Source organism: Cupriavidus sp. 01L43 (genome assembly GCF_056399925.1).
Genome location: NZ_JBFTSH010000004.1, coordinates 371874 through 393853, shown reverse-complemented (window position 1 = coordinate 393853; position 21980 = coordinate 371874). Strand labels below are relative to the sequence as shown.

General features: G+C 67.3%; 20 protein-coding genes. 8 read left to right on the top strand and 12 right to left on the bottom strand.

What is annotated here, in order from left to right:
* Positions 1 to 10: 10 nt before the first annotated feature.
* Genes rocF through AC1DP9_RS10575 form a run of 6 tightly spaced genes read right to left on the bottom strand, consistent with a single transcriptional unit; the run spans position 11 to position 4775 of the window.
* On the bottom strand, positions 11 to 913 hold the full coding sequence (gene rocF / locus AC1DP9_RS10600) for an arginase (protein ID WP_477107298.1): 903 nt from the start codon (positions 911 to 913) through the stop codon (positions 11 to 13).
* Positions 914 to 953: 40 nt separating this feature from the next.
* Positions 954 to 2156, bottom strand: coding sequence for an MFS transporter (locus AC1DP9_RS10595; RefSeq protein WP_092294429.1), 1203 nt, complete (start codon positions 2154 to 2156; stop codon positions 954 to 956).
* Between the two features lie 8 nt (positions 2157 to 2164).
* Entirely contained in the window at positions 2165 to 2929 is a 765-nt protein-coding gene (arsH, locus tag AC1DP9_RS10590) for an arsenical resistance protein ArsH (RefSeq protein ID WP_477107297.1), read from the bottom strand.
* Positions 2926 to 3351, bottom strand: coding sequence for an arsenate reductase (glutaredoxin) (gene arsC, locus AC1DP9_RS10585; RefSeq protein WP_092294433.1), 426 nt, complete (start codon positions 3349 to 3351; stop codon positions 2926 to 2928). The genes arsH and arsC overlap by 4 nt, the downstream gene beginning before the upstream one ends.
* A gap of 9 nt (positions 3352 to 3360) precedes the next feature.
* Positions 3361 to 4437, bottom strand: a complete 1077-nt coding sequence (gene arsB / locus AC1DP9_RS10580; RefSeq protein WP_477107296.1) for an ACR3 family arsenite efflux transporter — start codon at positions 4435 to 4437, stop codon at positions 3361 to 3363.
* Positions 4434 to 4775, bottom strand: coding sequence for an ArsR/SmtB family transcription factor (locus AC1DP9_RS10575; protein ID WP_477107295.1), 342 nt, complete (start codon positions 4773 to 4775; stop codon positions 4434 to 4436). The genes arsB and AC1DP9_RS10575 overlap by 4 nt, the downstream gene beginning before the upstream one ends.
* 120 nt (positions 4776 to 4895) lie before the next feature.
* On the opposite strand from AC1DP9_RS10575, the gene AC1DP9_RS10570 reads away from it, so the two are divergent.
* Together AC1DP9_RS10570 and AC1DP9_RS10565 are read left to right on the top strand one after the other, a co-directional pair.
* On the top strand, positions 4896 to 6509 hold the full coding sequence (locus tag AC1DP9_RS10570) for an MFS transporter (protein WP_477107294.1): 1614 nt from the start codon (positions 4896 to 4898) through the stop codon (positions 6507 to 6509).
* A 58-nt stretch (positions 6510 to 6567) separates the two neighbouring features.
* Positions 6568 to 7029 carry a MarR family winged helix-turn-helix transcriptional regulator gene (locus AC1DP9_RS10565; protein ID WP_092294441.1) on the top strand — a complete coding sequence of 154 codons (462 nt, stop codon included), beginning with the start codon at positions 6568 to 6570 and terminating at the stop codon, positions 7027 to 7029.
* A 36-nt stretch (positions 7030 to 7065) separates the two neighbouring features.
* On the opposite strand, the gene AC1DP9_RS10560 is transcribed toward AC1DP9_RS10565, so the two are convergent.
* The 3 genes from AC1DP9_RS10560 to AC1DP9_RS10550 form a co-directional block, all read right to left on the bottom strand.
* Positions 7066 to 8454: a cobyrinate a,c-diamide synthase gene (locus tag AC1DP9_RS10560; RefSeq protein ID WP_477107293.1), complete on the bottom strand. Its 1389-nt coding sequence runs from the start codon at positions 8452 to 8454 to the stop codon at positions 7066 to 7068.
* A 129-nt stretch (positions 8455 to 8583) separates the two neighbouring features.
* Positions 8584 to 9252 (bottom strand): response regulator, encoded by a 669-nt coding sequence (locus AC1DP9_RS10555; RefSeq protein WP_092294445.1) that lies wholly within the window; start codon positions 9250 to 9252, stop codon positions 8584 to 8586.
* Positions 9253 to 9591: 339 nt separating this feature from the next.
* Entirely contained in the window at positions 9592 to 10545 is a 954-nt protein-coding gene (locus tag AC1DP9_RS10550) for a LysR substrate-binding domain-containing protein (RefSeq protein WP_477107292.1), read from the bottom strand.
* 833 nt (positions 10546 to 11378) lie between these two features.
* Between AC1DP9_RS10550 and AC1DP9_RS10545 the strand changes: the two genes are divergently transcribed.
* The 5 genes from AC1DP9_RS10545 to AC1DP9_RS10525 all read left to right on the top strand — a co-directional run bounded on the left by AC1DP9_RS10545 (position 11379) and on the right by AC1DP9_RS10525 (position 15732).
* Positions 11379 to 11672, top strand: a complete 294-nt coding sequence (locus AC1DP9_RS10545) for a transposase (RefSeq protein ID WP_092294449.1) — start codon at positions 11379 to 11381, stop codon at positions 11670 to 11672.
* A gap of 157 nt (positions 11673 to 11829) precedes the next feature.
* Positions 11830 to 12141: a hypothetical protein gene (locus tag AC1DP9_RS10540; RefSeq protein ID WP_441593690.1), complete on the top strand. Its 312-nt coding sequence runs from the start codon at positions 11830 to 11832 to the stop codon at positions 12139 to 12141.
* Between the two features lie 41 nt (positions 12142 to 12182).
* The gene (locus AC1DP9_RS10535; RefSeq protein WP_477107291.1) at positions 12183 to 13535 is read left to right on the top strand and encodes a DUF3300 domain-containing protein; all 1353 of its coding nucleotides are present in this window, start codon (positions 12183 to 12185) and stop codon (positions 13533 to 13535) included.
* A gap of 3 nt (positions 13536 to 13538) precedes the next feature.
* Positions 13539 to 14411, top strand: coding sequence for a DUF2950 domain-containing protein (locus tag AC1DP9_RS10530; RefSeq protein ID WP_477107290.1), 873 nt, complete (start codon positions 13539 to 13541; stop codon positions 14409 to 14411).
* 385 nt (positions 14412 to 14796) lie between these two features.
* Positions 14797 to 15732, top strand: a complete 936-nt coding sequence (locus AC1DP9_RS10525; RefSeq protein WP_255370808.1) for an extracellular catalytic domain type 1 short-chain-length polyhydroxyalkanoate depolymerase — start codon at positions 14797 to 14799, stop codon at positions 15730 to 15732.
* 72 nt (positions 15733 to 15804) lie between these two features.
* Here the strand turns inward: AC1DP9_RS10525 and AC1DP9_RS10520 are convergent, their stop codons facing one another.
* A complete protein-coding gene (locus AC1DP9_RS10520; protein ID WP_092294459.1) occupies positions 15805 to 17115 on the bottom strand; it encodes an MFS transporter in 1311 nt (436 codons plus the stop codon).
* A gap of 332 nt (positions 17116 to 17447) precedes the next feature.
* Here AC1DP9_RS10520 and AC1DP9_RS10515 point away from each other — a divergent pair, with 332 nt between their 5' ends.
* Positions 17448 to 21452, top strand: coding sequence for a DUF748 domain-containing protein (locus tag AC1DP9_RS10515; RefSeq protein ID WP_477107289.1), 4005 nt, complete (start codon positions 17448 to 17450; stop codon positions 21450 to 21452).
* A gap of 41 nt (positions 21453 to 21493) precedes the next feature.
* Here AC1DP9_RS10515 and AC1DP9_RS10510 read toward each other — a convergent pair whose 3' ends face one another.
* Both AC1DP9_RS10510 and AC1DP9_RS10505 read right to left on the bottom strand, forming a co-directional pair.
* Positions 21494 to 21661, bottom strand: coding sequence for a hypothetical protein (locus tag AC1DP9_RS10510; protein WP_477107288.1), 168 nt, complete (start codon positions 21659 to 21661; stop codon positions 21494 to 21496).
* A 47-nt stretch (positions 21662 to 21708) separates the two neighbouring features.
* The gene (locus AC1DP9_RS10505) at positions 21709 to 21891 is read right to left on the bottom strand and encodes a hypothetical protein (protein WP_066736414.1); all 183 of its coding nucleotides are present in this window, start codon (positions 21889 to 21891) and stop codon (positions 21709 to 21711) included.
* Positions 21892 to 21980: the final 89 nt, after the last annotated feature.

The window sequence follows — 21980 nt, the reverse complement described above, 5'->3', positions numbered from 1 at the left end:
GCCAGCGCTGCTACAGCGTCGACTTCCCGAACAAGCTTTCCAGCAGGTCCACCACCAGCTCGGCCGTCTGATTGTGGACGTCCCGGGCCGGGTTCAGCTCCAGCACATCGAGCGACCCCAGCGCCCCGGTATCCTCGATCATCTCCAGCGCCAGATGCGCCTCCCGATACGTCGGCCCGCCGCGTACTGGCGTACCCACCCCCGGCGCGATCTGCGCATCCAGAAAATCCACATCGAAGCTGACATGCAGATGCGTATTCGCGTCGATGCCGGCGAGCGCCTGCTCCATCGTCTGACGCATGCCGTTTTCGTCGATATAACGCATGTCGTAGACCGTCAGCCCCAGCTCGCGCAGGCGCAGCTTCTCCCCGGCATCCACGCTGCGGATGCCCACCTGGCGGATCGACTGGGCCGACATGGCCGGCGTGACGCCGCTCAGGGCGGTCAGCGGCGCAGGGCCGTCGCCGCACAGGCAGGCCACCGGCATGCCGTGGATATTGCCCGTGGGGCTGGTGCTGCCGGTGTTGGCATCCGCGTGGGCATCGAGCCACAGCACCAGCAGCCGCTTGCCGGTCTCGCGGCAGTGGCGCGCAGCGGCGCTGATCGAGCCGATGGCCAGGCAGTGGTCGCCGCCCATCAACAGCGGCATCTGGCCGCTGGCGAAGCAGGCATAGGCGGTGTCGAACACCAACTGGTTCCACGCCAGCACTTCCTGCAGGTGGCGCATGCCGTCGACGGGAAGCTGGCCGGGGTTGCCCGGGCCGCTGAGGTTGCCGAAGTCGGTCACCTGCAGTCCGTTGCGCGCCAGCGCCCCGGCAATATCGGCCACGCGCAGGGCCTCGGGCCCCATCGACGTACCGCGAATGCTGGCACCGACATCGGTGGGCGCGCCAATCAGCGTGACAGGATGCATGGGAGGCTCCGGTAGTTGCGGCTCCTCCCCATATTAGGCGCTATTCCGCCGCCGGGGCCGGCGCGCCCTGGTGGATAGGCGCCGACTGGATGGCGAACAGGGCCGCGCTGGCCGCCAGCCCCAGCCCGCCCGAGACCCAGAGCGCCTGTGCACCCCAGACGTCGATACAGAGCCCGAACAGCCACGGTGCCAGCGCCTGCGCGATGCGCGCCGGCACCATCAGCACACCCTGCCGATGCCCATACCCCTGCGGCCCGAAGATGACGAGCGGCAGCGTGCCCTTGGCGATGGTCAGGATGCCGTTGCCGGCGCCGTGCAGCACCCCGAACAGCGTGGCGGCCGGCGCGCCCGCGACCATGAAGGCCGCCGCGCCGATCGGGTGCAGGGCCGCCGCCAGCCGTGCCGACAGCAGCGGATGAACCTTGCGCAGCAATCCGAACTCCAGCAGCCGGGCGCCAACCTGCGACGGCCCGATCAGCGCGCCGACGAGCACGGCCGTCGCCAACGTGGCGCCGCCGGCCTGCAACAGCCGCGGCAGGTGCGCGGCCATGGCCGTGCTGATGAACCACGTCGCCGCGAACACGAAGGCCAGTACCCAGGTGGCCGGCGCGCCCGACGCCGGTCCGGGCGCCGCCGGTTTGCCGGCTGCGGGTGCCGTGGATGGGGGCGCCGGATCGGCCCCCGCGCGCGGCAGGCTCGCATTGAGCGCGAGGCCCACCGTCAGGTGCAAGGCGGCCCAGACCAGACAGGCCACGCGCCAGCCATAGTGGCTCTCCAGCCAGGACGACAGCGGCCATCCCACGGTGCTGGCAAAGCCGGCGATCAGCGTGATGCCAGTGATCGCATTGCGCGAGCGCGTGCCGTACAGGCGCACCAGCGTGGCGAACGCCGCTTCGTAGAGCCCGCTGCCCATGCCGATGCCGATGACGAGCCACGCCAGGAACAGTCCCACGCTTTCCCGGGCCAGGCCGAGCCCCGCCAGGCCGGCCGCGAAGACGAGGCTGGTGGCCATCAGCACCGGCCGTCCGCCCAGCCGGTCGATCAGCCGGCCCGCGTAGGGGCCGAGCAGCGCCGAGACCACCAGCGCGGCGCTGAACGCCGCGAAGACCGTCGGCACCGACACGCCGGTGTCGCGCGCCATCGGCACCGCGAGCATGGCCACTAGATAGTAAGAGGATGCCCAGGCGAGCGTCTGTGCAGCCCCGAGCCGTGCCACGAGGCTGCCATTCGGTACGTCGGTCATGGTTGGCCTTATTCGACTTCGCCTTCGTCGGTGTCGCCCGCAGCCGCTTGGCGCTCGTGGTCCATCGCCGCTGCCGCCAGCGCCGCCGCCCGGGACGGCGCAGCGTCCTTGCGCTCGCTGTAGCGGTCGGTCAGGTAGTCGGAGCGGTCCCGGATCAGCAGCGTGAACTTGTACAGCTCCTCCATGACGTCGACCGCGCGGTCGTAGTAGGCGGACGGCTTCATGCGCCCGGCGTCGTCGAATTCCTGGTACGCCTTGGCCACGGAGGACTGGTTGGGAATCGTCACCATACGCATCCAGCGGCCCAGCACGCGCAGCGCGTTGACGGCGTTGAACGACTGCGATCCGCCGCAGACCTGCATGACCGCCAGCGTGCGGCCCTGCGTAGGGCGGATGCCGGCGCTTTCCAGCGGCAGCCAGTCGATCTGGTTCTTGAACACCGCGGTCAGCGTGCCGTGGCGCTCGGGGCTGCACCAGACCTGGCCTTCCGACCATGCGGACAGCTCGCGCAGTTCCACCACCTTGGGGTGATCGGCGGGCACGCTGTCAGTGACCGGCAGGCCGCTCGGATCGAACACGCGCGTCTCGGCGCCGAAGTGGCGGAGGATGCGTTCGGCTTCCAGCGTCAGGAGCCGGCTGTAGGACGTCTCGCGCAGCGAGCCATAGAGCAGCAGGATGCGGGGCGGATGGGTGCTGACCCGCGTGGGCTCGAGCTTCTGGACGTCGGGCGTCTCCAGCAGCGCCGGCACGACATTGGGCAAGGCAATCGTCATGGACCCACCCTCCGGCCCTGCGCGTCGATGACCACCTCGCCATCCTCCTTGGTGAACGGGCTTTGCTGCGGCGACGGCAGGATATCGAGCACAAGTTCAGACGGCCGGCACAGCCGCACGCCGAGGTCGGTCACGACGAACGGGCGGTTGATCAGGATGGGATGGGCGAGCATGGCGTCAAGCAACTGGTCATCCGTCAATGCCGGATCGGCCAGCCCCAGCGCGGCGTAGGGCGTGCCCTTTTCGCGAATCGCCTCGCGCACGGTCAGCCCGGCTTGTCCGATCATGGCCTGCAACTGCGCCCGCGACGGCGGCGTGTGCAGATATTCGATGACTTGCGGCTCGATCCCGGCATTGCGGATCATCGCCAGCGTGTTGCGGGACGTGCCGCAATCAGGATTGTGATAAATCGTGACAATCATCTTGGTTCCTCAGGGGAGCTTGGCCTCGTACCACCGCTGCGAGCGGTTGACGATGTGGACGACCAGCAGCATGACCGGCACCTCGATCAGCACGCCGACCACCGTAGCCAGCGCCGCGCCGGACTGGAAGCCGAACAGGCTGATCGCCGTGGCCACGGCCAGTTCAAAGAAGTTACTCGCGCCGATCAGGCTGGACGGCCCCGCCACGCAGTGCGCCACGCCAAGCCGGCGATTGAGCAGGTAGGCGAGACCGGAATTGAAGAAGACCTGGATCAGGATCGGCACCGCCAGCAGCGCGATGACCATCGGCTGGTCGATGATCGCCTTGCCCTGGAAGGCGAACAGCAGCACCAGGGTCAGCAGCAGCGCACTAATAGAGTAGGGGCCAAGGTGTCGGAGCACGCGCTGGAAGTGCGCCGCGCCGCGCGCCAGCAGCAGCTTTCGCGCGATCTGCGCGATGACCACCGGCACCACGATGTACAGGCCGACCGAGGTCAGCAGGGTGTCCCACGGCACCGTGATCGACGACAGGCCGAGCAGCAGCGCTACCACCGGCGCGAAGGCCACGACCATGATGGCGTCGTTCAGCGCCACCTGCGACAGCGTGAAATACGGATCGCCTTTGCAGAGCTGGCTCCAGACGAACACCATCGCCGTGCATGGCGCAGCCGCCAGCAGGATCAGGCCGGCCACATAGCTGTCCAGCTGATCGACGGGCAGCAGCGGCGCGAACAGGTGCCGCACGAACAGCCAGCCCAGCAGCGCCATCGAGAACGGCTTGACGGCCCAGTTGATAAACAGCGTCACGCCGATGCCGCGCCAGTGCGATTTCACCTGCCCCAGCGCCGTGAAATCGATCTTCAGCAGCATCGGGATGATCATCACCCAGATCAGCACGCCCACGGGCAGGTTGACCTGCGCGTACTCCATGCGTCCGATGGCCTGGAACGCGCCGGGCAGCATCTGGCCGAGCGCGATGCCGACCACGATGCACAACGCCACCCAGACGGTGAGATAGCGTTCAAAGAATCCTATGGCGGGCGCGGAGGCGGCTCGGGCTGGCGCTGCAATGTCCGGGCTGCTCATCCTTCGGCTCCCTGCAACGGCGGGGTGGCGCAAGCCGCCGTCGGCCCGCACGGGTTGCCGCCGCAGCAGTTCTCGGTGAGGAAGCCGATCAGGTCGTTCATGGTTTCGTAGCGGGCGGTGTAGATGACCGACCGTCCGGCCTGCCGGCTGTTGGCGAGGCCGGCCCGGTGCAACTCCTTCAGATGGAAGGAAAGCGACGAGGCCGGCACATCCAGCAGTGTGGCGATCTGCCCGGCGGGCAGGCCCTCCGGCCCGGCCTGGACCAGCGCGCGGAACACCGCCAGCCGGGAGGCATGGGCGAGAGCGGCAAGCGCTTCAATGACTTGAGAAGATTCCATATTTCGAATGTAGTCGAAATATCAAATCGAAGCAACGGGGCGCTCGTACGTTCCGCCCTGCAAATTAAGGAAATTTCGACCTATAATCATTGACCGCACAACGATTGATCGGGCAATAGAATGACTTCCGCGTCGCAAGAAGGGCAGGGCGCTCCACATACGTCCGGCAACGGGCAAATCCTGCCGTTCCGGGAATCGCTGCTGGCGATGATCGGCATCGCCTTCGTGGTGATGCTCGTGGCGCTGGACCAGACCGTGGTGGCCACCGCGCTGCCGACGGTGGTCGCCGAACTGCAGGGCTTCGAGTACTACGCCTGGGTCGCCACGGCCTACCTGCTGACGTCGGTCGTCACCGTGCCGATCTTCGGCCGGCTGGGCGACTACTACGGCCGCAAGCCCTTTGTGCTGGTGTCGATCGTGGTCTTCCTGGTGGCCTCGGTGCTGTGCGGCATGGCGCCCAGCATGCCGTTCCTCGTGGCGGCGCGCGCCCTGCAGGGCATTGGCGGCGGCATGCTCGTGGGCACCGCCTTCGCCTGTATTCCCGATCTGTTCCCGGACCCGCACGTGCGCCTGCGCTGGCAGGTGATGATGAGCACCGCATTCGGGCTCGCCAATGCCATCGGCCCGTCCATGGGTGGCGTGCTGACCGAATGGTATGGCTGGCGCGCGGTGTTCTATATCAATGTGCCGGTGGGCCTGCTCGGCCTGCTGTTCGCGTGGCGCTACCTGCCGCATCTGCGCCATCAGGCGCACAAGGGGCCGATTCGCGTGGACTGGCTGGGCGCGCTGCTGATCGCGGCGGGGCTCGGCTGCCTCCAGCTCTCGGTGGAATGGCTGCCGGAGCGCGGGCTGGATATCGTGACGATTGGCCTGGCCGTGCTGTCCGTGGCGTCGTTCGTCGGCCTCTGGCAGTGGTCGCACCGCGCGGCGGACCCCCTGCTGCCGCTCGACATGTTCCGCAATCCGGCGCTGGCCTCGCTGTTCGTACTTGGCGTGCTGGGCGGGTTTGCGATGTTCGCGCTGCTGCTCTACGCGCCGCTGCTGTTCCAGGGCGGGTTTGGCTATTCGCCGAAGGAGGCCGGACTGCTGGTGACGCCGATGGTGGTCTGCATCACCATCGGCAGCATTCTCAATGGCCGCATCATCACGCGCATTCCGGTGCCGAACAGCATGCTTTATGCGGGATTCGCGCTGCTGGCGCTCGCCTGCCTCGGTTTGTCGCAGGCCACGCGCGGCATGCATCACATGGTGCTGCTTGGGACCATGCTGCTGGCCGGCCTCGGGCTCGGCTTCGTGCTGCCGAACCTGACTGTGTTCGCCCAGCAGACGGCCGGCCGCGCCCACCTCGGCATTGCAACAGCGATGTTGCAATCGTTGCGGATGGTAGGCGGCATGGTCGGCACCGCGCTGGTTGGCACGATGGTGACGCGCAGCTATACCGGAGGCGTGGAGCGTGCGTTGCAGGCGGCCGGCGCGTCGGACTGGGCCGGGCGGATGACCGACCCCCAGATCCTGATCGACAAGGTCGCGCAAGCAGAATTGCTGACCAACCTTCAGGAGGCAGGGCACAATGGAGCCCTGCTGCTCGAGCATGCGCGCCAATCGCTCGTCGGGGCCATCCATCTTGGCTTGCTCGTGGCGGCGATTGCGGCCCTGGTGGGGCTCTGGCGCGTACGCCGGGTCCCGCCGGTGAAGCTGACGCGGGTGCAGGAGCCCGCGATGGCAGCCGACTGATCCGCCTGAGATCACGGCGCCCCCGCGGATGCAAGCGTCCGCCTAAAGGAGATTCGGAGTGGAACTGGAGCGACAAAGCCTGGCCGTACTGCAACAGTTTGGACGCACTTACCGCGCCTATGCGGCGGCGTTCGAGCAGCGCATCGGCCATCCGCTGCCGCGCTGGCGCATCTTGTCCGCGCTGCATGGCCACGATGGCCCCATCGCGCAAAAGCCGCTGGCGGACCGCGTCGGCATGGACCCCGGCGCCCTCACTCGCCAGTTGAAGGCGTTGCAGGAACTGGGCTGGATCGAACGCACCACGAGCGAGCGCGACAATCGCATGACCAATGTCACGCTGACCCCGCTCGGGCGCGATATCGTCGAGCAGGCCCTGCCGCGCCGCTCGACCTTCCTCCAGGACGTGCTGGCCGATGTGTCCGAGACGACCATGCACAACCTCTCCAAGGGTCTGGCGCAGCTCGAGGCGGGCATTGCCGATGCCGCGGCCCGCACCGTGGCCGAGCGCGACGCCGCCTGAGCCGGTCCCCCATCCTTCCGCTATCCCGCTATCCCGCTATCCCACCTTCCCGCCCAGCAGCGCCGCAATGGCCAGCGGGTTGGTCGGGAAATACAGATGCACATATGACGCCGTGAGCGAGCCGGTCTGGTAGACCGCCTCGCCCGGCGCGCCATCGCGCGGGGACACCGCCCGCACCGCCGGCGCCAGCGGCGAATCGGTCTTCGAATAGTGGAAGGTGTGGCCGCGCAGGGGTTCTCCGGGTTTGTCCGGCAGACCCGGAAACGTTACGGACTGGTGGCCGATGGCGGCAAGCCGCCGCTGCATCGTCACTGTGCCCGGCAACAGGCCGGCCATCTGGTGGCTGACGCCTTCCTTGTCTACCAACGTATCGAACAGCGCCATCATGCCGCCGCACTCGGCCAGTATCGGCAGGCCGTCCGCATGGGCGCGCCGCAGTGCCGTGCGCATGTCGGCATTGGCCGCGAGCGTGGCGCCGTGCAGCTCCGGATAGCCGCCGGGCAGCCACAGCGCGTCGCACGCGGGCAGCGCGCGGTCGCGCAGCGGCGAGAACCACACCACATCGGCGCCGAGCGCGAACAGCGTGTCCACATTGGCGGGATAGATAAAGCGAAACGCGTCGTCGCGGGCAATCGCCACGGTCTTATGTGCCAGCGGGCGCGGGCCGGGCGCAGCCGGCGGCGCTGGCGCCGGGAAGGGCACAGCGGGCGGCAACTGGCCGATCGGCAAGGCTTCCAGCGCGTCGGCCATGCGGTCGAGGCGCTCGATCAGGTCTGGCAGTTCGTCGGCGCTGAACAGGCCCAGATGGCGCTCGGGCAGGCTCGCCGCCGCGTCGCGCGCCAGCGCACCGGCCCAGCCGATGTCCGCCGGCAGGCTTTCGCGCAGCAGGTCGGCGTGGCGCGCCGTGCCGACCCCGTTGGCCAGTACGCGCATTGGCGGCAGCGGCGCCCCATAGTGCGCCAGCCCGTAGGCCAGCGCGCCGAAGGTCTGCGCCATGGCGCCGGCCTGGATCACGGCCAGCACCGGCAGGCCGAAGCGCCGCGCCACGTCGGCGCTGCTCGGCGTGCCGTCGTGCAGGCCCATCACGCCTTCCACGAGGATCAGGTCGGCCACTTCCGCCGCCTCGGCCAGCCGCGCGCGCGCGTCGGCCTCGCCCGTCATCCAGAGATCGATCGAATGCACCGGCGCGCCGCTGGCCGCCGCCAGCAGCGTCGGGTCGAGGAAGTCCGGGCCAGTCTTGAATACGCGGACGGTGCGGCCCTGGCGGGCATGCAGCCGGGCCAGCGCGGCCGTGACGGTGGTCTTGCCTTGCCCGGAAGCCGGGGCGGCCACGAGCAGGGCGGGCACGGCGCGGCCGGGGGTGCCGGGGGTGCCGACGGGCGGCGGGGTGGTTGTGGCAGTTGTGGCGGGATGGTGTTCGGGCATGTCGGTAGGTGGCGCATGACAACGGTGTCCTACGGCGAAATCGATTATAGCGAGCGGCCGCGATGGCAATGGCTTCGGTTTTGCTTCGGTTTTGCTTCGGTCTTGCTTCAGTTTGGACTCAGTGTTGTCTCAGTTTCGCCCCAGGGGCAGGACGACGCCCTGCAGCGCCGCGCATTCGAACAGTTCGCGGTCGTTGCTGACGCCGAGCTTGTGCATCGCGCAGTTCTTTTGCCGGCTGATGGTCTTCACGCTGCGGCACAGCGTGGCGGCGATCTCCGTGACCGTGCGCCCGGTCAGGTACAGCCGCAGGACCTCGGTTTCGCGCGCGGACAGGCGCTGCACGCCATTTCGCCCGCACGGCAGCATGGTGCGCAGCTCGGTGGGCGCCAACGCGCGCAGCGCGGACTTGCCGATGTAGGTGAAGCCGCGCTGCGCCCGCGCGATGGCGGTGACGATCTCGGTCAATGGGCAATCCTTGAGCAGCAGGCCATGGACGTGCGCGTCCAGGATCGTGCGCAGGACCAGTGGATTGGTGATCATCGTCAGCACGATGATCGACAGCGCGGGGTAGCGCCGCCGCAGGCTGGTGATCAGCCGCACGCCGTCCAGTTCGGCCGGGCCGGGCATGTGGTAGTCCGTGACCACCACGTCGGGCTGCAGAATTTCCACCTGTTGATGCAGTTCTGTTGCGCTTGCCACTTCCCCGCAGACTTCCCAACCCGTCTGTGTCTGCAAGCACGCGCGGATTGCCGCCGTAATGACGGGATGGTCGTCGGCCAGCAAAATCCTCAATGTCATCCAATGCCTCCTGTGCACATGGGTCCGATACGACTTTTGGCAGGCGTGAAAAAAGGCGCCGCACGCGGGAGGGCGTGCGGCGCAAACACGCAGGCAACTGCGTGCACGCGTGCGCGCGGACCAAACGGGATACGACCCGGCGCACGTCAATGCCCGCTGAGATTAATGCGGACTCCTGCGCAAATGATTTGAGACGATTCGGAAAATGCAGGCGGCTGAGAGCCGGGACTTGCGCGGCAGGGGTTGGCCGGAAAGGAAAGACCCCGCGCGGCGGTTACCGCGCGGGGTCCGAGGGTGTCACGGAGGGTGTCCCGGCGCCGGGGCGCCGGGGGAGGAGCGTCAGGCCACCGCCAGGCGGCGCGGCTCTGGCCGGCCCTGCCGGCGGTTCTCGATGGCGCGGATGGGGTCCCGTAGCACGGCGGCGCCCACGTCCATGATGTCGCGCATCGCCACGCGGTCCGGGGTTTGCTCGGCGGTCCAGAACTGGAGCGAGGCCCAGCCCGGGAAACTGCCCGGCGGCGCCAGCAGGCGCGTCTTGCGGTCGCGCGTGACCAGCGGCACGTTGAAGTCGAGTACCGGGCAGATGCCGCCGGCCGCGTGCAGCAGGGTGATCTGCGTGTGCCACGACGGCACCACAGTCTCCCGATGCCCCGGCGTATTGGCCTGCCGCGCCAGGAACGCCCGCAGCGGGCTGCCGGCCTCGCAGTCTTCCTGCAGCAGGATCCAGTCGCTCTCCGCGTCGTCGGGGCCATGGGCGCGCGCCGCACTGACCAGCCGGCGCGGCGTGGCGAGGATGCTGTGCGGCATCACGCCGTCTGGCACGGTGGCGCCATCCACCACGAAGGCGCAATCGAGCTGACCGGTATCCAGGCTGCCGGCCAGGGAGGCATCGGCAATGACCGGCCGGGTCACAAAACTGTCTTGCGGGAATTGCTCGCACAGCGTGCTGAGGATCTCGGTGATGACCGGATCGCCAATCGACGATGAAAAACCAATGGAAATACGACGTCCGCTGGGGCCCGGTTGCGCGCTTTCGGCGAGCGGACGCACGAGCAGATTCCATTTGGCGAGAATCTGCCTGGCAGTATGCTCGAGCCGCAGCGCATGGGGCGTTGGCTCCAACGTGCCATTGCGCTTGACGAACAGCGCGTCGCCGGTGATCTCGCGCAGCCGCGCAAGGCTATAGGCCACGGTGGGGACACGGCCCTGGGTACAGGCGGCCACCGCGTTGAGGTCCCGATATTCCATCAACAGGACAAAGACGTGCAAAAGCTTGGTGCTGACGTGCCGCATGCTGACTTCTCCCGATCCAGATTGTTGGTTTTATTTTTTGTGGGCACTAAGGAAGTTGCGACTTCCTGCCTGTGTGGTCGCGGCTTGAAAGCGCGTCGGCACCCCCGTGCCGGACCAAGCCGAAACTGCCAGGACTTATGAACTGCTAGAGGGCGGGGAATTGCAAAGTGGTCAAGAGTCGCCCGGGTTACCGAAATCTGCAGTGCATGCCACGGGTTCGCCGCGCGACGCCGAAGCGTTGCATGGCACGTGACGTTAGCAGTGGTCCCCTTCTTCCTCAGGCCGGTTGGCGGCGGCAATGAAATCCGCGCCGATAGTCGCCTGTCCGAGAGCGCGCAGTGTCACTCTTTGCAGGCGTTTCGAAATTTAGTTGGTGCCGAGGAATCTTAATACATCATTTAGCAAACTACTAGGAACTCGGTTCGATTCCTGACACAGCAGGGATGCATATCGGGCCTTATGTCCGGACAATCAGACAACGCGAAAGCCGTGCCTGGCGCGCCTTGCAGGGCGATGGCCGACCCGCGTGACCGGCGTTTGCAAGTGTGAGCCAGCAATGTCCGACGGGTTTGAAGCGGCTGTCCGGCAGTGAGTGATGACATGAATTTGTCCAATTTGGAATACCGAAATTTGCGCCATTTCCCTGTCAACATCGGACACGCCTGACACGGACTCGGACCACGCGGGGCACGCGGCCGGGTCGTTAATTTGCTTAACTCGCGCTGCAAAGACACTGAATTCCTTTTGCCCGGGCATTGGGCTACCTTACCGGCAGGGTGGGCTGGCCGCGTGCATGCGCGGGGCGAGCGCTTGGTGCAAGCGGAGGCATTCGGATGAACAGACGCTATTCGGAGGAGCAGATCCGCATGTACCTGGCCGAGGCCGCCAGTGGGGTGCCCGTGCGGGAACTCTGCGCGCGCTATGGTTTCAGCGATGCGTCGTTCTACGGATGGCGTGCGAAGTACGGCCCGGCACGCGAGTCCGATGTGCCGGACGGGCGCCGCATGCGCCAGTTGCAGCAGGAGAACGCGCGTCTTAAGAGTATGCTTGCGGACGCACTGCTCAAGCTCGAGCTGCTGCGCAACCGTACCGGCCGCAATGGCGATGGCAACGGCAAGGACCGCTAGCGCATAGCGCGCGGATCGCCGTTGCCGGGCGCGCGGGCCGGTGTTTTTTATCATCATGGCGATGCATGCGTGCATCGCCGGCAGTTTCCGGAGTTTCCTGGTGAAGAGGTTTTTCGTAGCGTGGGGTGTGGGGTTTGGGTTGTTGATGACAGCGGGCATGGCATGGGCGCAGACGCCGCCGATCGACCCGGGCACGCCGATGATCGCGCCGCCGCCCCCGCGCATGCTCGACCCGGCCACGGCGACGCTCAACGGCGAAGGTGCCACGCCGGGCGTCTCGCAACGCGAGCATTGCCGGCAACTGCTGGACCAGATCAACGGCCTGTCCAAGGAGCCGCAGCAGTGGGAACAGGGCAAGTCGTCCGTGACCACGGCGGATGGCCGCACCTATTCCACGCTGGAACGCGCGCCTGATCGCAAGCGGCTGGAAGAGGCCTATCGCCAGGAGTGCGCGCAGTCGGCCAGGTAGTACCCCCTCGTCCGTCCTCATCCGTCATTGTGGGAGCCAATATGTACCGGTTGCGACGTATTCTGGCGTGGTGCTGTGGATGGATGTTGTTACTCGGCGGCGGGACCGCCTGGGCGCAGGCCAAGCTCGACAATGCGCATCTCGACCAGTTGCTGGCGCCCGTGGCGCTCTATCCGGACGCGCTGTTGTCGCAGGTGCTGATGGCGTCGACCTACCCGGCCGACGTGGCCGCGGCGGCGGAATGGTCGAAGGCCAATGCCAGCCTGTCCGGCGACGCGGCAACCAAGGCGGTGGCCAACGAACAGTGGGACCCGAGCGTGCAGTCGCTCGTCGCCTTCCCGTCCGTGATGGATATGATGGGCCGCCAGCCGCAATGGGTGGGCTCGGTGGGCGACGCCTTCCTCGCCCAGCCCGATGATGTGATGGACTCGGTGCAGCGCCTGCGCGTACAGGCCCAGAAAGCCGGCACGCTGAAGACCACCGAGCAGCAGAAGGTGGTGACACAGCAGTCCGGCGGCACCACCATCGTGCAGATCGAGCCCGCCAATCCGCAAGTGGTCTATGTGCCGACCTACAACCCCACGGTGGTCTACGGCGCGTGGCCCTATCCGGCGTATCCGCCAGCCTACTATCCACCGCCGCCCGGATCGGTCTTCGCCAGCGCCGTGGTGGCGGGCGTGGGCTTTGGCCTGGGCGTGGCCGCGGTCAATTCACTGTGGGGCGGGTTCAACTGGAACTCGCACGACGTGAACATCAACGTCAATCGCTACAACAATATCAATGTGAATCAACGGCTCGATGTGAACCGCTCGAACGTGAACTGGCAGCACAACCCGGCCAATCGCGGCAACGTGCCGTACAAGAATTCGAACGTGGCGAATCGCTTCGACACGCAGCGGCAGCAGGGGCTGGCGAACCGGCAGGCGGGGCAGGGCGGGCAGCGGCTTGGGCAGGGCGGCCAGGGCGTGCAGGGTGGCCGGCCTACGCCGCAGGCGGGCTCGCGCGATGCCGCGCGTGACCGCGCCGCGCAATCGTTCCAGGGCCGCACGGGCCAGTCGATCGCCGGACACGGGCCGAACGTCAATCGCGGCGGTGGGGGCGGCGTGCAGAATCCCCGGCCCGCCGGCGCCGATCGGCAGCGGGCCGACCAGTCCGCCGCGCGCGACCGCGCACGGGACAGCAATCGTAATAGCGCCTTGCGCGATGCCGGCAACGGCGACCGCATGCGGCAGCAGGTGCAGCGCGGCGGGAATGCCGGTGGCATGCAACGCGCCAGCCATCCGGCGCAGCGGTCCATGCCGCAACGTGGTGGCGGTGGAGGGGGAGGGGGCGGCGCGCACTTCGGTGGAGGAGGCGGCGGTGGTGGCGGTCATCTTGGACATGGTCGGAGATAAGACATGATGAGAGCGACGTTGTCCGCCACCATGACGCGTATCGTGCGCCGGGTCCTGGGCGCCGCGATGCTGGCCGTGCCGTTGCTGGCGGTGTCCGTGCCGGCGCAGGCGCAGCGGGTCTATCCCTCGCCCGAGGCTGCCTCGGACGCCCTGGGCGACGCCATCGCCCGCAGCGACCATGACGCGCTCAAGGGCGTGCTCGGCCCGAACTACCGGACGCTGCTGCCGCCGCAGGGCGTCGATCAGGAGGATATCTACGAGTTCCTGGCCGCGTGGGCGCGCCACCATGCGGTGGAGCGCGCGGGCGAGGATACGGCGCGCGTAGCGGTCGGCGAGAGCGGCTGGACCTTCCCCGTGCCCATCGTCAAGCGCAAAACGGGCTGGCAGTTCGACATGCCGGCTGGTCAGCGCGAGGTGCATGTGCGGCGCATCGGCCGCAACGAACTGGTGACGATGGACACCCTGCTCCAGCTGGCGGACGCGCAGCAGCGCTACGCCGAGCTGGCCGGCAATGGCCGCTATGCGGCCCAGCTCGTCAGCAGCCCGGGCAAGACCAACGGGCTCTACTGGCCGTCTTCGTCGGCCGAGAATGACAGCCCGCTGGGCCCCGATGCGCTGGCGATGGGCCCCGACACTCCGCCAAACGAGGCGTTCTACGGCTACCGGTACCGCATCATCGCCGCGCCGAAGGGCAGCAACGCGAAGTACGCGATCGTCGCGTGGCCGGCCCGCTATGGCGACAGCGGCGTCAACACCTTCATCCTGGACAGCGAGCGCCAGTTTTATGAGCGCGACCTGGGAACAGCCACCGCCAGCCGGGCTGCCGCATTGCGCACATTTTCGCCCAAGGGGTGGACGCGGGTAGCGGAACAGTAGATCCGGTTACTCTGCCGCATCATCTGTCGAACAGGCGCCTATATGGCGCCTTTTTCTTTCTTTTCCTGCTAAACGGCACAACGGTGCGCCCGGGCTCCATGGTAGCTGGCCGCCCTCCAGGCAAGGGGAAAACTGTTTCGAAATCTAATGTTGTGCTTTGCAGACAATGCCGCCAATCCATCACGCCGACTATGGTATGCTGCGTCGCACAATAGCGGAGGAGACCCGTTCCTAGATGAGCAGGAGTCTTCATATGGCCAAAAGCCTGTCGACGGACTGGGAAACGCAGCTGCGACAAATCGGTCGCACGCAATTCCGGACCGCAAAGCAAATCCGAACATGGCTGGGGCGCCTTGACTTGGCGTCTCCGGCAACCCGCCGCCGCATGCCGGCCCCGGGTGATACCGCGCCGGGTGACCTGCCCGGCACGTGGCAATCCTTGAAGCTCAGCCTCGCCCCATTGCCGGGCGAACTGGTGCCGCAGCTCTCGTATCGTCTCTATATTCCAGCCGGTGCCAAGGGCGCGTTGCCCGTGGTGATGATGCTGCACGGCTGCCAGCAGACGCCGGAAGACCTGGCGGCCGGCACGCGCATGAACGCGCTGGCCGAGCGCGAGGGCTTTATCGTCGCCTATCCGCAGCAGCCGCTGCGGCGCTCGGTACATCGGTGCTGGCAGTGGTTCGACCTCGCCGCCGGCGAAGGCGGGCGCGAGGCGCAGGCCGTGGCGATGCTGATCGACGAACTGGCGAGCCGCCCCGACGTGCGCGCGGACCAGATCTATCTGGCGGGACTTTCCGCCGGGGCGGCGATGGCCGCAGTAGTGGCGTTGCGCTATCCAAGCAAGGTGGCGGCCGTGGGGCTGCATTCGGGCGTGGTGATCGGCGCTGCCGATACGCCCCGGGCCGGGCTCCGGGCAATGCAGCATGGCTCCCAGGCTGAACCGGCCTGGCTGCTCGACGCCGCCGGTGCGGTGCCGGGCGGCCCGGTGATGCCGGCCATCGTGCTGCACGGGCTGGCCGACGAGGCGGTGCACCCGATCAACGGCCGCCTGCTGGCGCGCCAGTTCCTGGCCTACAACCGTCTCGATGACCGTCTGGGCACCACGGCCGCCAATGACGCGCCGCCGGTACCGGATGGCGATTTCCGCGACGCCCGCTTCGGCCGCTGGAATCGCGATCTTGTGCGGCTGGTGGAAGTTGCCGGTCTGGGCCATGCCTGGAGCGGCGGCGACGGCAAGGTGCAATATCACAGCGATACCGGCCCAGACGCCAGCAAGCTGATGTGGCAGTTCTTCCGCGATCACCGACGCGGCGGGGCATAAAAAAACGGGGAAGGCCAGCAGCCTTCCCCGTTTTTCTTTGCGTCGGGAATCGGGACGTCAGTAATCGGAACGTCAGTGCGAACGCTTCCGCACGAACAGCGCCGTCACCACGCCAATCACACACACCGCCACCACGTAATGCGCCGGGGCGAGCGGGTCGTTCTTGAGCATCAGCGTCACCGCCACCGGCGTCAGGCCGCCGAAGATGGCGTAGGCCACGTTGTACGAGAAGGACAGGCCCGAGAACCGCACCTGCGGCGGGAAGGCATGTACCAGCACGTATGGCACGGCACCGATCGAGCCGACGAAGAAGCCGGCCACCGCGTACAGCGGAATCAGCAGGTCTGGGCGCGCGCCAATCGTCGTATAGAGCACATAGGCGCTGATGGCGAGCAGCGTGCCGCCCACCGACAGCGTCAGCCGGGCGCCGAAACGGTCGGCCAGCAGGCCGGCCACGATGCAGCCGACCGACAGGCACAGCGTGGCGATGCTGGTGGCCAGTTGCGCGGTGCGGCCGTCGAAGTGATATGACTTCTGCAGGAAGCCCTGCGTCATCAGGATCACCACCACGATGCCGGCGGACAGCATCCACGTGAGCAGCATCGACACGACTACCGCGCCGCGATGGTCGCGCACGACAGACTTCAGCGGCATTTCGGCGGCGAGTGCCTTGCGCTTCTGGAGTTCGGCGAACACGGGCGTCTCGTGCAGCCAGCGGCGCAGGTACATCGAGCCGATGCCGAACACGCCACCCAGCAGGAAGGGCAGGCGCCAGCCATAGTCATGCAGCTCCGCCGGCGTGAACACGGTGTTCATGCCGGTGGCCACGAGCGAGCCGAGCAGGATGCCGGCGGTCAGGCCCGCCGTGAGCGTGCCGCAGGCGTAGCCGATGCGGCGCGGCGGCACGTGCTCCGAGACAAAGACCCAGGCGCCCGGCACCTCGCCGCCGACGGCTGCGCCCTGAAGGATGCGCAGGATCAGCAGCGCGATCGGGGCCAGCAGGCCAATCGTCGCGTAGGTCGGCAGCAGGCCCATCAGCATCGTCGGCACGGACATCAGCAGGATGGACAGCGTGAACATCTTCTTGCGGCCGAGCAGGTCGCCGAAGTGCGCCATGATGATCCCGCCGAGCGGCCGCGCCAGGTAACCGGCGGCAAAAATGCCGTAGGTCTGGAGCTGGCGCAGCCAGTCCGGCACGGAAGGCGGGAAGAACAGCTCGCCAATTACCGTGGCGAAGAAGACGAAAATGATGAAGTCGTAGAACTCGAGCGCGCCACCGAGGGCGGCGAGGGCAAGCGTCTTGTAATCCTGTCCGGTCAGCGGGCGGGCGGCTTGGCCGTCCTGCGCACCCGGTGCCCCGACAGTACTGCTGGTGGTAGGCATGAAATGACTCGCATGGTGAATTCACATGCGAAGCGCGCAACACGGATGACGTGGAGGGGACGGCCGAACGGATGACAGCGCGGAATGGGCAGGCCTGTGGCCGGCGGGTAGGCCGGCGGGGGCGCCACGGGACGCTTCGCAAAGGCGTAAAGATACCAGAACGACCCCTCGCCCATTTGGTTTTGGCCCGGTCGGATTCAAAATCGCCCGTCGGCCTGCCATAATCCGTCACAATAATGCCAAAAGAAGTGAAATCCGGGATACAAAGCGCCATCGGCGAACCATAAAAAGCCGACCAAATTGGCGTGTGGGGTCAAATCTTCTGGGGTGACATGGCTTTCAAGGATTCCATCCAGGCCGCCACCGGGGCGGCCATGGCGACGCCCCGCAGGCGGGTGGCGTTGCGCGTGGCGGGCGGTGCGGTGGCCGCGCTGGCGATTTTCGGACTCGCCGGCTATTTTGGCGGGCCGCCGCTGATCAAATATCTGGTCGAGAAAAATGCGACCGAGGCGCTGGGCCGCAAGGTCACGCTCGGTGCGGCACACGTGCGGCCGTTCGAGCTGGCCGCGACACTGAACGACCTGACCATCTTCGAGCCGGACGGCAAGACGCCGATGGTGACGCTGGGGCAGATCGAGGCCAATACTTCGGCGGCCTCGGTGTGGCACCTCGCGCCGGTGGTGGACTTCCTCCATATCGACCGGCTGGCCGTGCATGTGGTGCGTAATGCACAAGGGCAGATGAATTTCGCCGATGTGCAGGAGCGCTTCGCCGCGCAGCCGCCCAAGCCGGCGGATAGCAAGCCGGCGCGGTTCTCCGTCAGCAATATCGCGGTGTCCAACACCAGCTTCGTCTACGAGGACAAGGTGCTGGATACGGTGCAGCGCGTGGAGAACTTCACGCTGACGCTGCCGTTCCTCTCCAACCTGCCGCACGACGCCACGATCAACACGCGCCCGACGCTGTTCGCGAAGATCAACGGCACGCCGCTGGCGCTGGCCGGCACCACGCAGCCGTTCGCCGACACGCGCGAGACCAATCTCAACGTCAACCTGGACGGCCTGGAGGTGGCGCGCTATATGGCGTTCGCGCCGCGCCTGAAGGATGCCGAGGTCAAGGGCGGGCTGGTCGATACGCGCCTGAATATCGGGTTCCGGCAGGATAAGGACAAGCAGGACTTGTTCGTCACCGGTACGGTGACCCTGCGCGATGCCGATGTGCGGACCCACGCGGGCGCGGAACTGGTCAAGGCCGGGAAGCTGACTGTGGACGTGGGCCGGCTCGAGCCGCTCGCGCACAAGGTTCAGCTTCGCAGCATCGAGCTGGAAGGTCTGGGTTTGCAGGCCGCTCGGCGCGCCGACGGCACGCTGAACCTCGCCACGGCTTTCCTGCCGGAAGCCGCGAAGACGCCGGCACCTGCCGCCGCCGCGCCCGCTGCGCCCGCCTCCGCCCCGGCCGCTGCCGGCGTGCAGGCGCCACCCAAGGCGGACGAGGTGCCGTGGTCCTATGCCGTGGAGCGCGTGGCGCTCAAGAGTGCGCGGATTGGCTTTGTCGATGAACTCGCGCCGTCTGGCCCCGGCAAGCTCGATCTCGGCCCGATCAACGTGGACGTGGCCGGCCTGGCCAGCACCGGCGACAAGCCGGCGAAGCTCGACGCCACCGTGACCATCGCCGACGGCCAGACGCTCAAGCACACCGGGGAACTGGCGCTGACCCAGGGCACGCTGGCGGGTACGCTCGAATCCACGGGGCTGCGGCCGCAGGGCTTCGCCGCCTGGTGGCCGCGCGCGCTACGCAGCCAGTTTGGCGATACCGGTATCAATGCCGAACTCCACTACAAGATGGCGTGGTCCCAGCCGGTGTTCCAGTTCACGCTGGAGAAATCGCGGCTGGAACTGTCGCCGGTTTACGTGGCCACGCGCGAGCCGATCGTCCTGCCGGCGACGCCGGCTGCGGCCGAGCGTCCGGCGAATGCCGAACGGCGTGCCGCACGCGCCGAATCGGCTGCCCGAGGTGACAACGCCGGCAACAACGCGGGCAACGGCAGGGGCCGCGGGCTGCGCGTCACGCGTCGCGCCGCCGATCTGGAGGGCGACAAGCTGCCGCTGGTCCGGGCGGAAAAGCTCGTGCTCGAGAACATCAGCCTCGACCTGGCGCGGCAGAACTTCGAGGCCGGGCAGGTCTCGCTCGTGAAGCCGCAGATCGCCGCCACGCGCGATTTTCACGGCGAACTGCTGGAAATGGCCCGCATCTGGGCGGTGGAATCCGCCGAGCAGAAGGCGGCGCCGGCCAGGCCGGCTGTCCCGACGACTCCGGCTGCGCCCGCTGCCGGCGCCACGAATGGCCGCAACAGCGCCGCCGCCCCGCCGGGCTGGAAAGTCCGTCTGGGCAAGGTGTCGGTCGAAGGGGGCGCCGCGCGGCTGGCGGACTACGCGCCGGCCGAGGGCAATCGTGGCCGGCCGGTCATCCATCAATTCCGCAATATCGGCCTGACCACGGGCACCGTGACGTGGCCGCTCGCGGCCGGCGCGATGCCGATGAAGCTGTACGCGGAGAGTGGCCGCAAAGGCGTGATGAGCCTGGACGGCGATGTCACGCCGACGCTGCCGGCCGCGCAATTGCAGGTGGATTTGCGCGACATCGACATGACATCGCTCCAGCCGTACATGGCGGACCGCTTCAATGCGGCGCTGCGTAGCGGGTTGCTGTCGGTGAAGGGCAAACTCGGTGTGGTGGCGCCAACCGGCAAGCCGATCGCGGCGCGCTTCAACGGCAACGTGCTGGCCGGCAACGTCCGCACCGTGGACCGCATCAGCGGCGAGGACTTCCTGCGCTGGCGCGCGCTGGCCGTGACGGGCGTCGACTTCAATATGGACGAGGCCAAGGGGCCGCTGCAGGTGGGGATCAACAGCGTGGCGCTGTCTGACTTCTACGCACGCGTGATTCTCAATGCCAATGGCCGCCTCAACCTGCAGGACGTAATGGCCGGCGGCGCGGAGAAGGGCGAGGCGGCACCCTCCACAAGCCTGACGCAGGCTAACCCCGCTTCGGCGCCCGCGGCGTCCACGCCGGCGGCACAGGCCAAGGCGCCGGCACCCGCAGGCCCGCGTCCGCAGATCCGGCTCGGCGGCGTGGCGATCCAGAAGGGCAACATCAATTTCTCGGACTTCTTCGTCAAGCCGAACTACACGGCGAACCTGACCGACATGAAGGGCTCGGTGTCGAAGGTGTCGTCGGCGGACCCCACGCCGGCGGATCTCGTGCTCGACGGCCGGCTCGACGACGACGCGCCAGTCAGCATCAGCGGCAAGATCAATCCGCTCGGCGAGCAGCTGTATCTCGATATCGCCGCGAAGGCCGCCGGCGTGGAGCTGACGCGCCTGACGCCTTACGCGGCCAAGTACGCGGGCTACCCGATCACCAAGGGCAAGCTCACGGTGGACGTGGCGTACAAGATCGAGAACGGCAAGCTGGATGCCCGCAACCACCTCTACCTGGATCAGCTGACGTTCGGCGAGCGCGTGGACAGCCCGGACGCGGTGAAGCTGCCGGTGCTGCTGGCCGTGTCGCTGCTGAAGGACCGCAACGGGGTGATCGATGTGAATCTGCCGGTGTCGGGGTCGCTGTCCGATCCCGAGTTCAGCATCGGCGGCGTGATCGTGCGCGTGATCGTCAACCTGCTGACCAAGGCCATCACGTCGCCGTTCTCGCTGATTGCCTCGGCGTTTGGTGGCAGTGGCGAGGAACTGGGCTATATCGAGTTCGCGCCGGGTTCCTCCACGCTGACCGATGCCGCACGCGACAAGATCGCCACGGTGGGCAAGGCGCTCAACGACCGACCTTCGCTGCGCCTGGAGATCAGCGGGCGCATCGATCCGGCGACCGATGCCGATGGCGCCCGCCGCGTCTGGCTGGATCAGCGGGTGTCCGAAGCCAAGCAGCGCGAGTTGCGCCGCAGCGCACAAGCCGGTGCGCAGGCGGAAGAGGGCGAGGGCGGCCAGCAGGGCGCGCGGGTGACGGTGTCGCCGCAGGAATATCCGAAGTACGTGGAAGCCGTGTACAAGCGCGAGTCGTTCAAGAAGCCCACCAACTTCATCGGCCTGAACAAGTCCTTGTCCCCGCAGGAGATGGAAAAGCTGCTGCTGGAGCACGCCCCCGTGACCGATACCGAGCTGCGGGCGCTGGCCGACCAGCGCGCGCTGGCCGTCAAGCAGGCGCTGGAACGCGATGGCAAGGTGCCGGACGCGAAACTGTTCCTGACTGCACCGAAGCTGACTGCCGAGGGGATCAAGGACAAAGGCGGACCGAACCGCGTCGACTTTTCGATTCGGCAATGAGGGAGGATGGCCGGACGCCGGGTCCGGTCATCAACGCCCCGTCATCCGGGATGGCGGGGTGGCTCGCGGCAGATGCCCACGCGGCGCCTGCGCTCGCGCGCACAGCGCCGGTAGCGCATCCGGTACGGATGGCTGCAGCGCCAGATGGCGCTCGCGACAGTCACGACGAGCAGCGCCGCCATCAGGGCGGCGAGCAGGGTGAGTGACATCGCGCCTCTCCTTCTCTCTCGCAGAGGCGCCTCGCTGCGTGTCCTGGCTAGATCAGCAGCGGCAGCGCCTCGAGAACCAGCACGCCCAGCAAGACCCCGATGATCGCGCCGGCACAACGGCAACTGATGCGCAGCGCCTTGGCAGCCACCGGAATCGCGCCCATCGCCAGTAGTCCGACGAGCGCCATGGGGATCAGAAATACAAGATCGTGCGCCTGTAGGTGAATCATGGCGGTCTCCTGTCTTGTTTCTTTGTGTTTCCAGTATAGGTCGTGTGTGGCGAATACAAGGCCGCCGCTCTCAGGGTTCACCCGTAGCG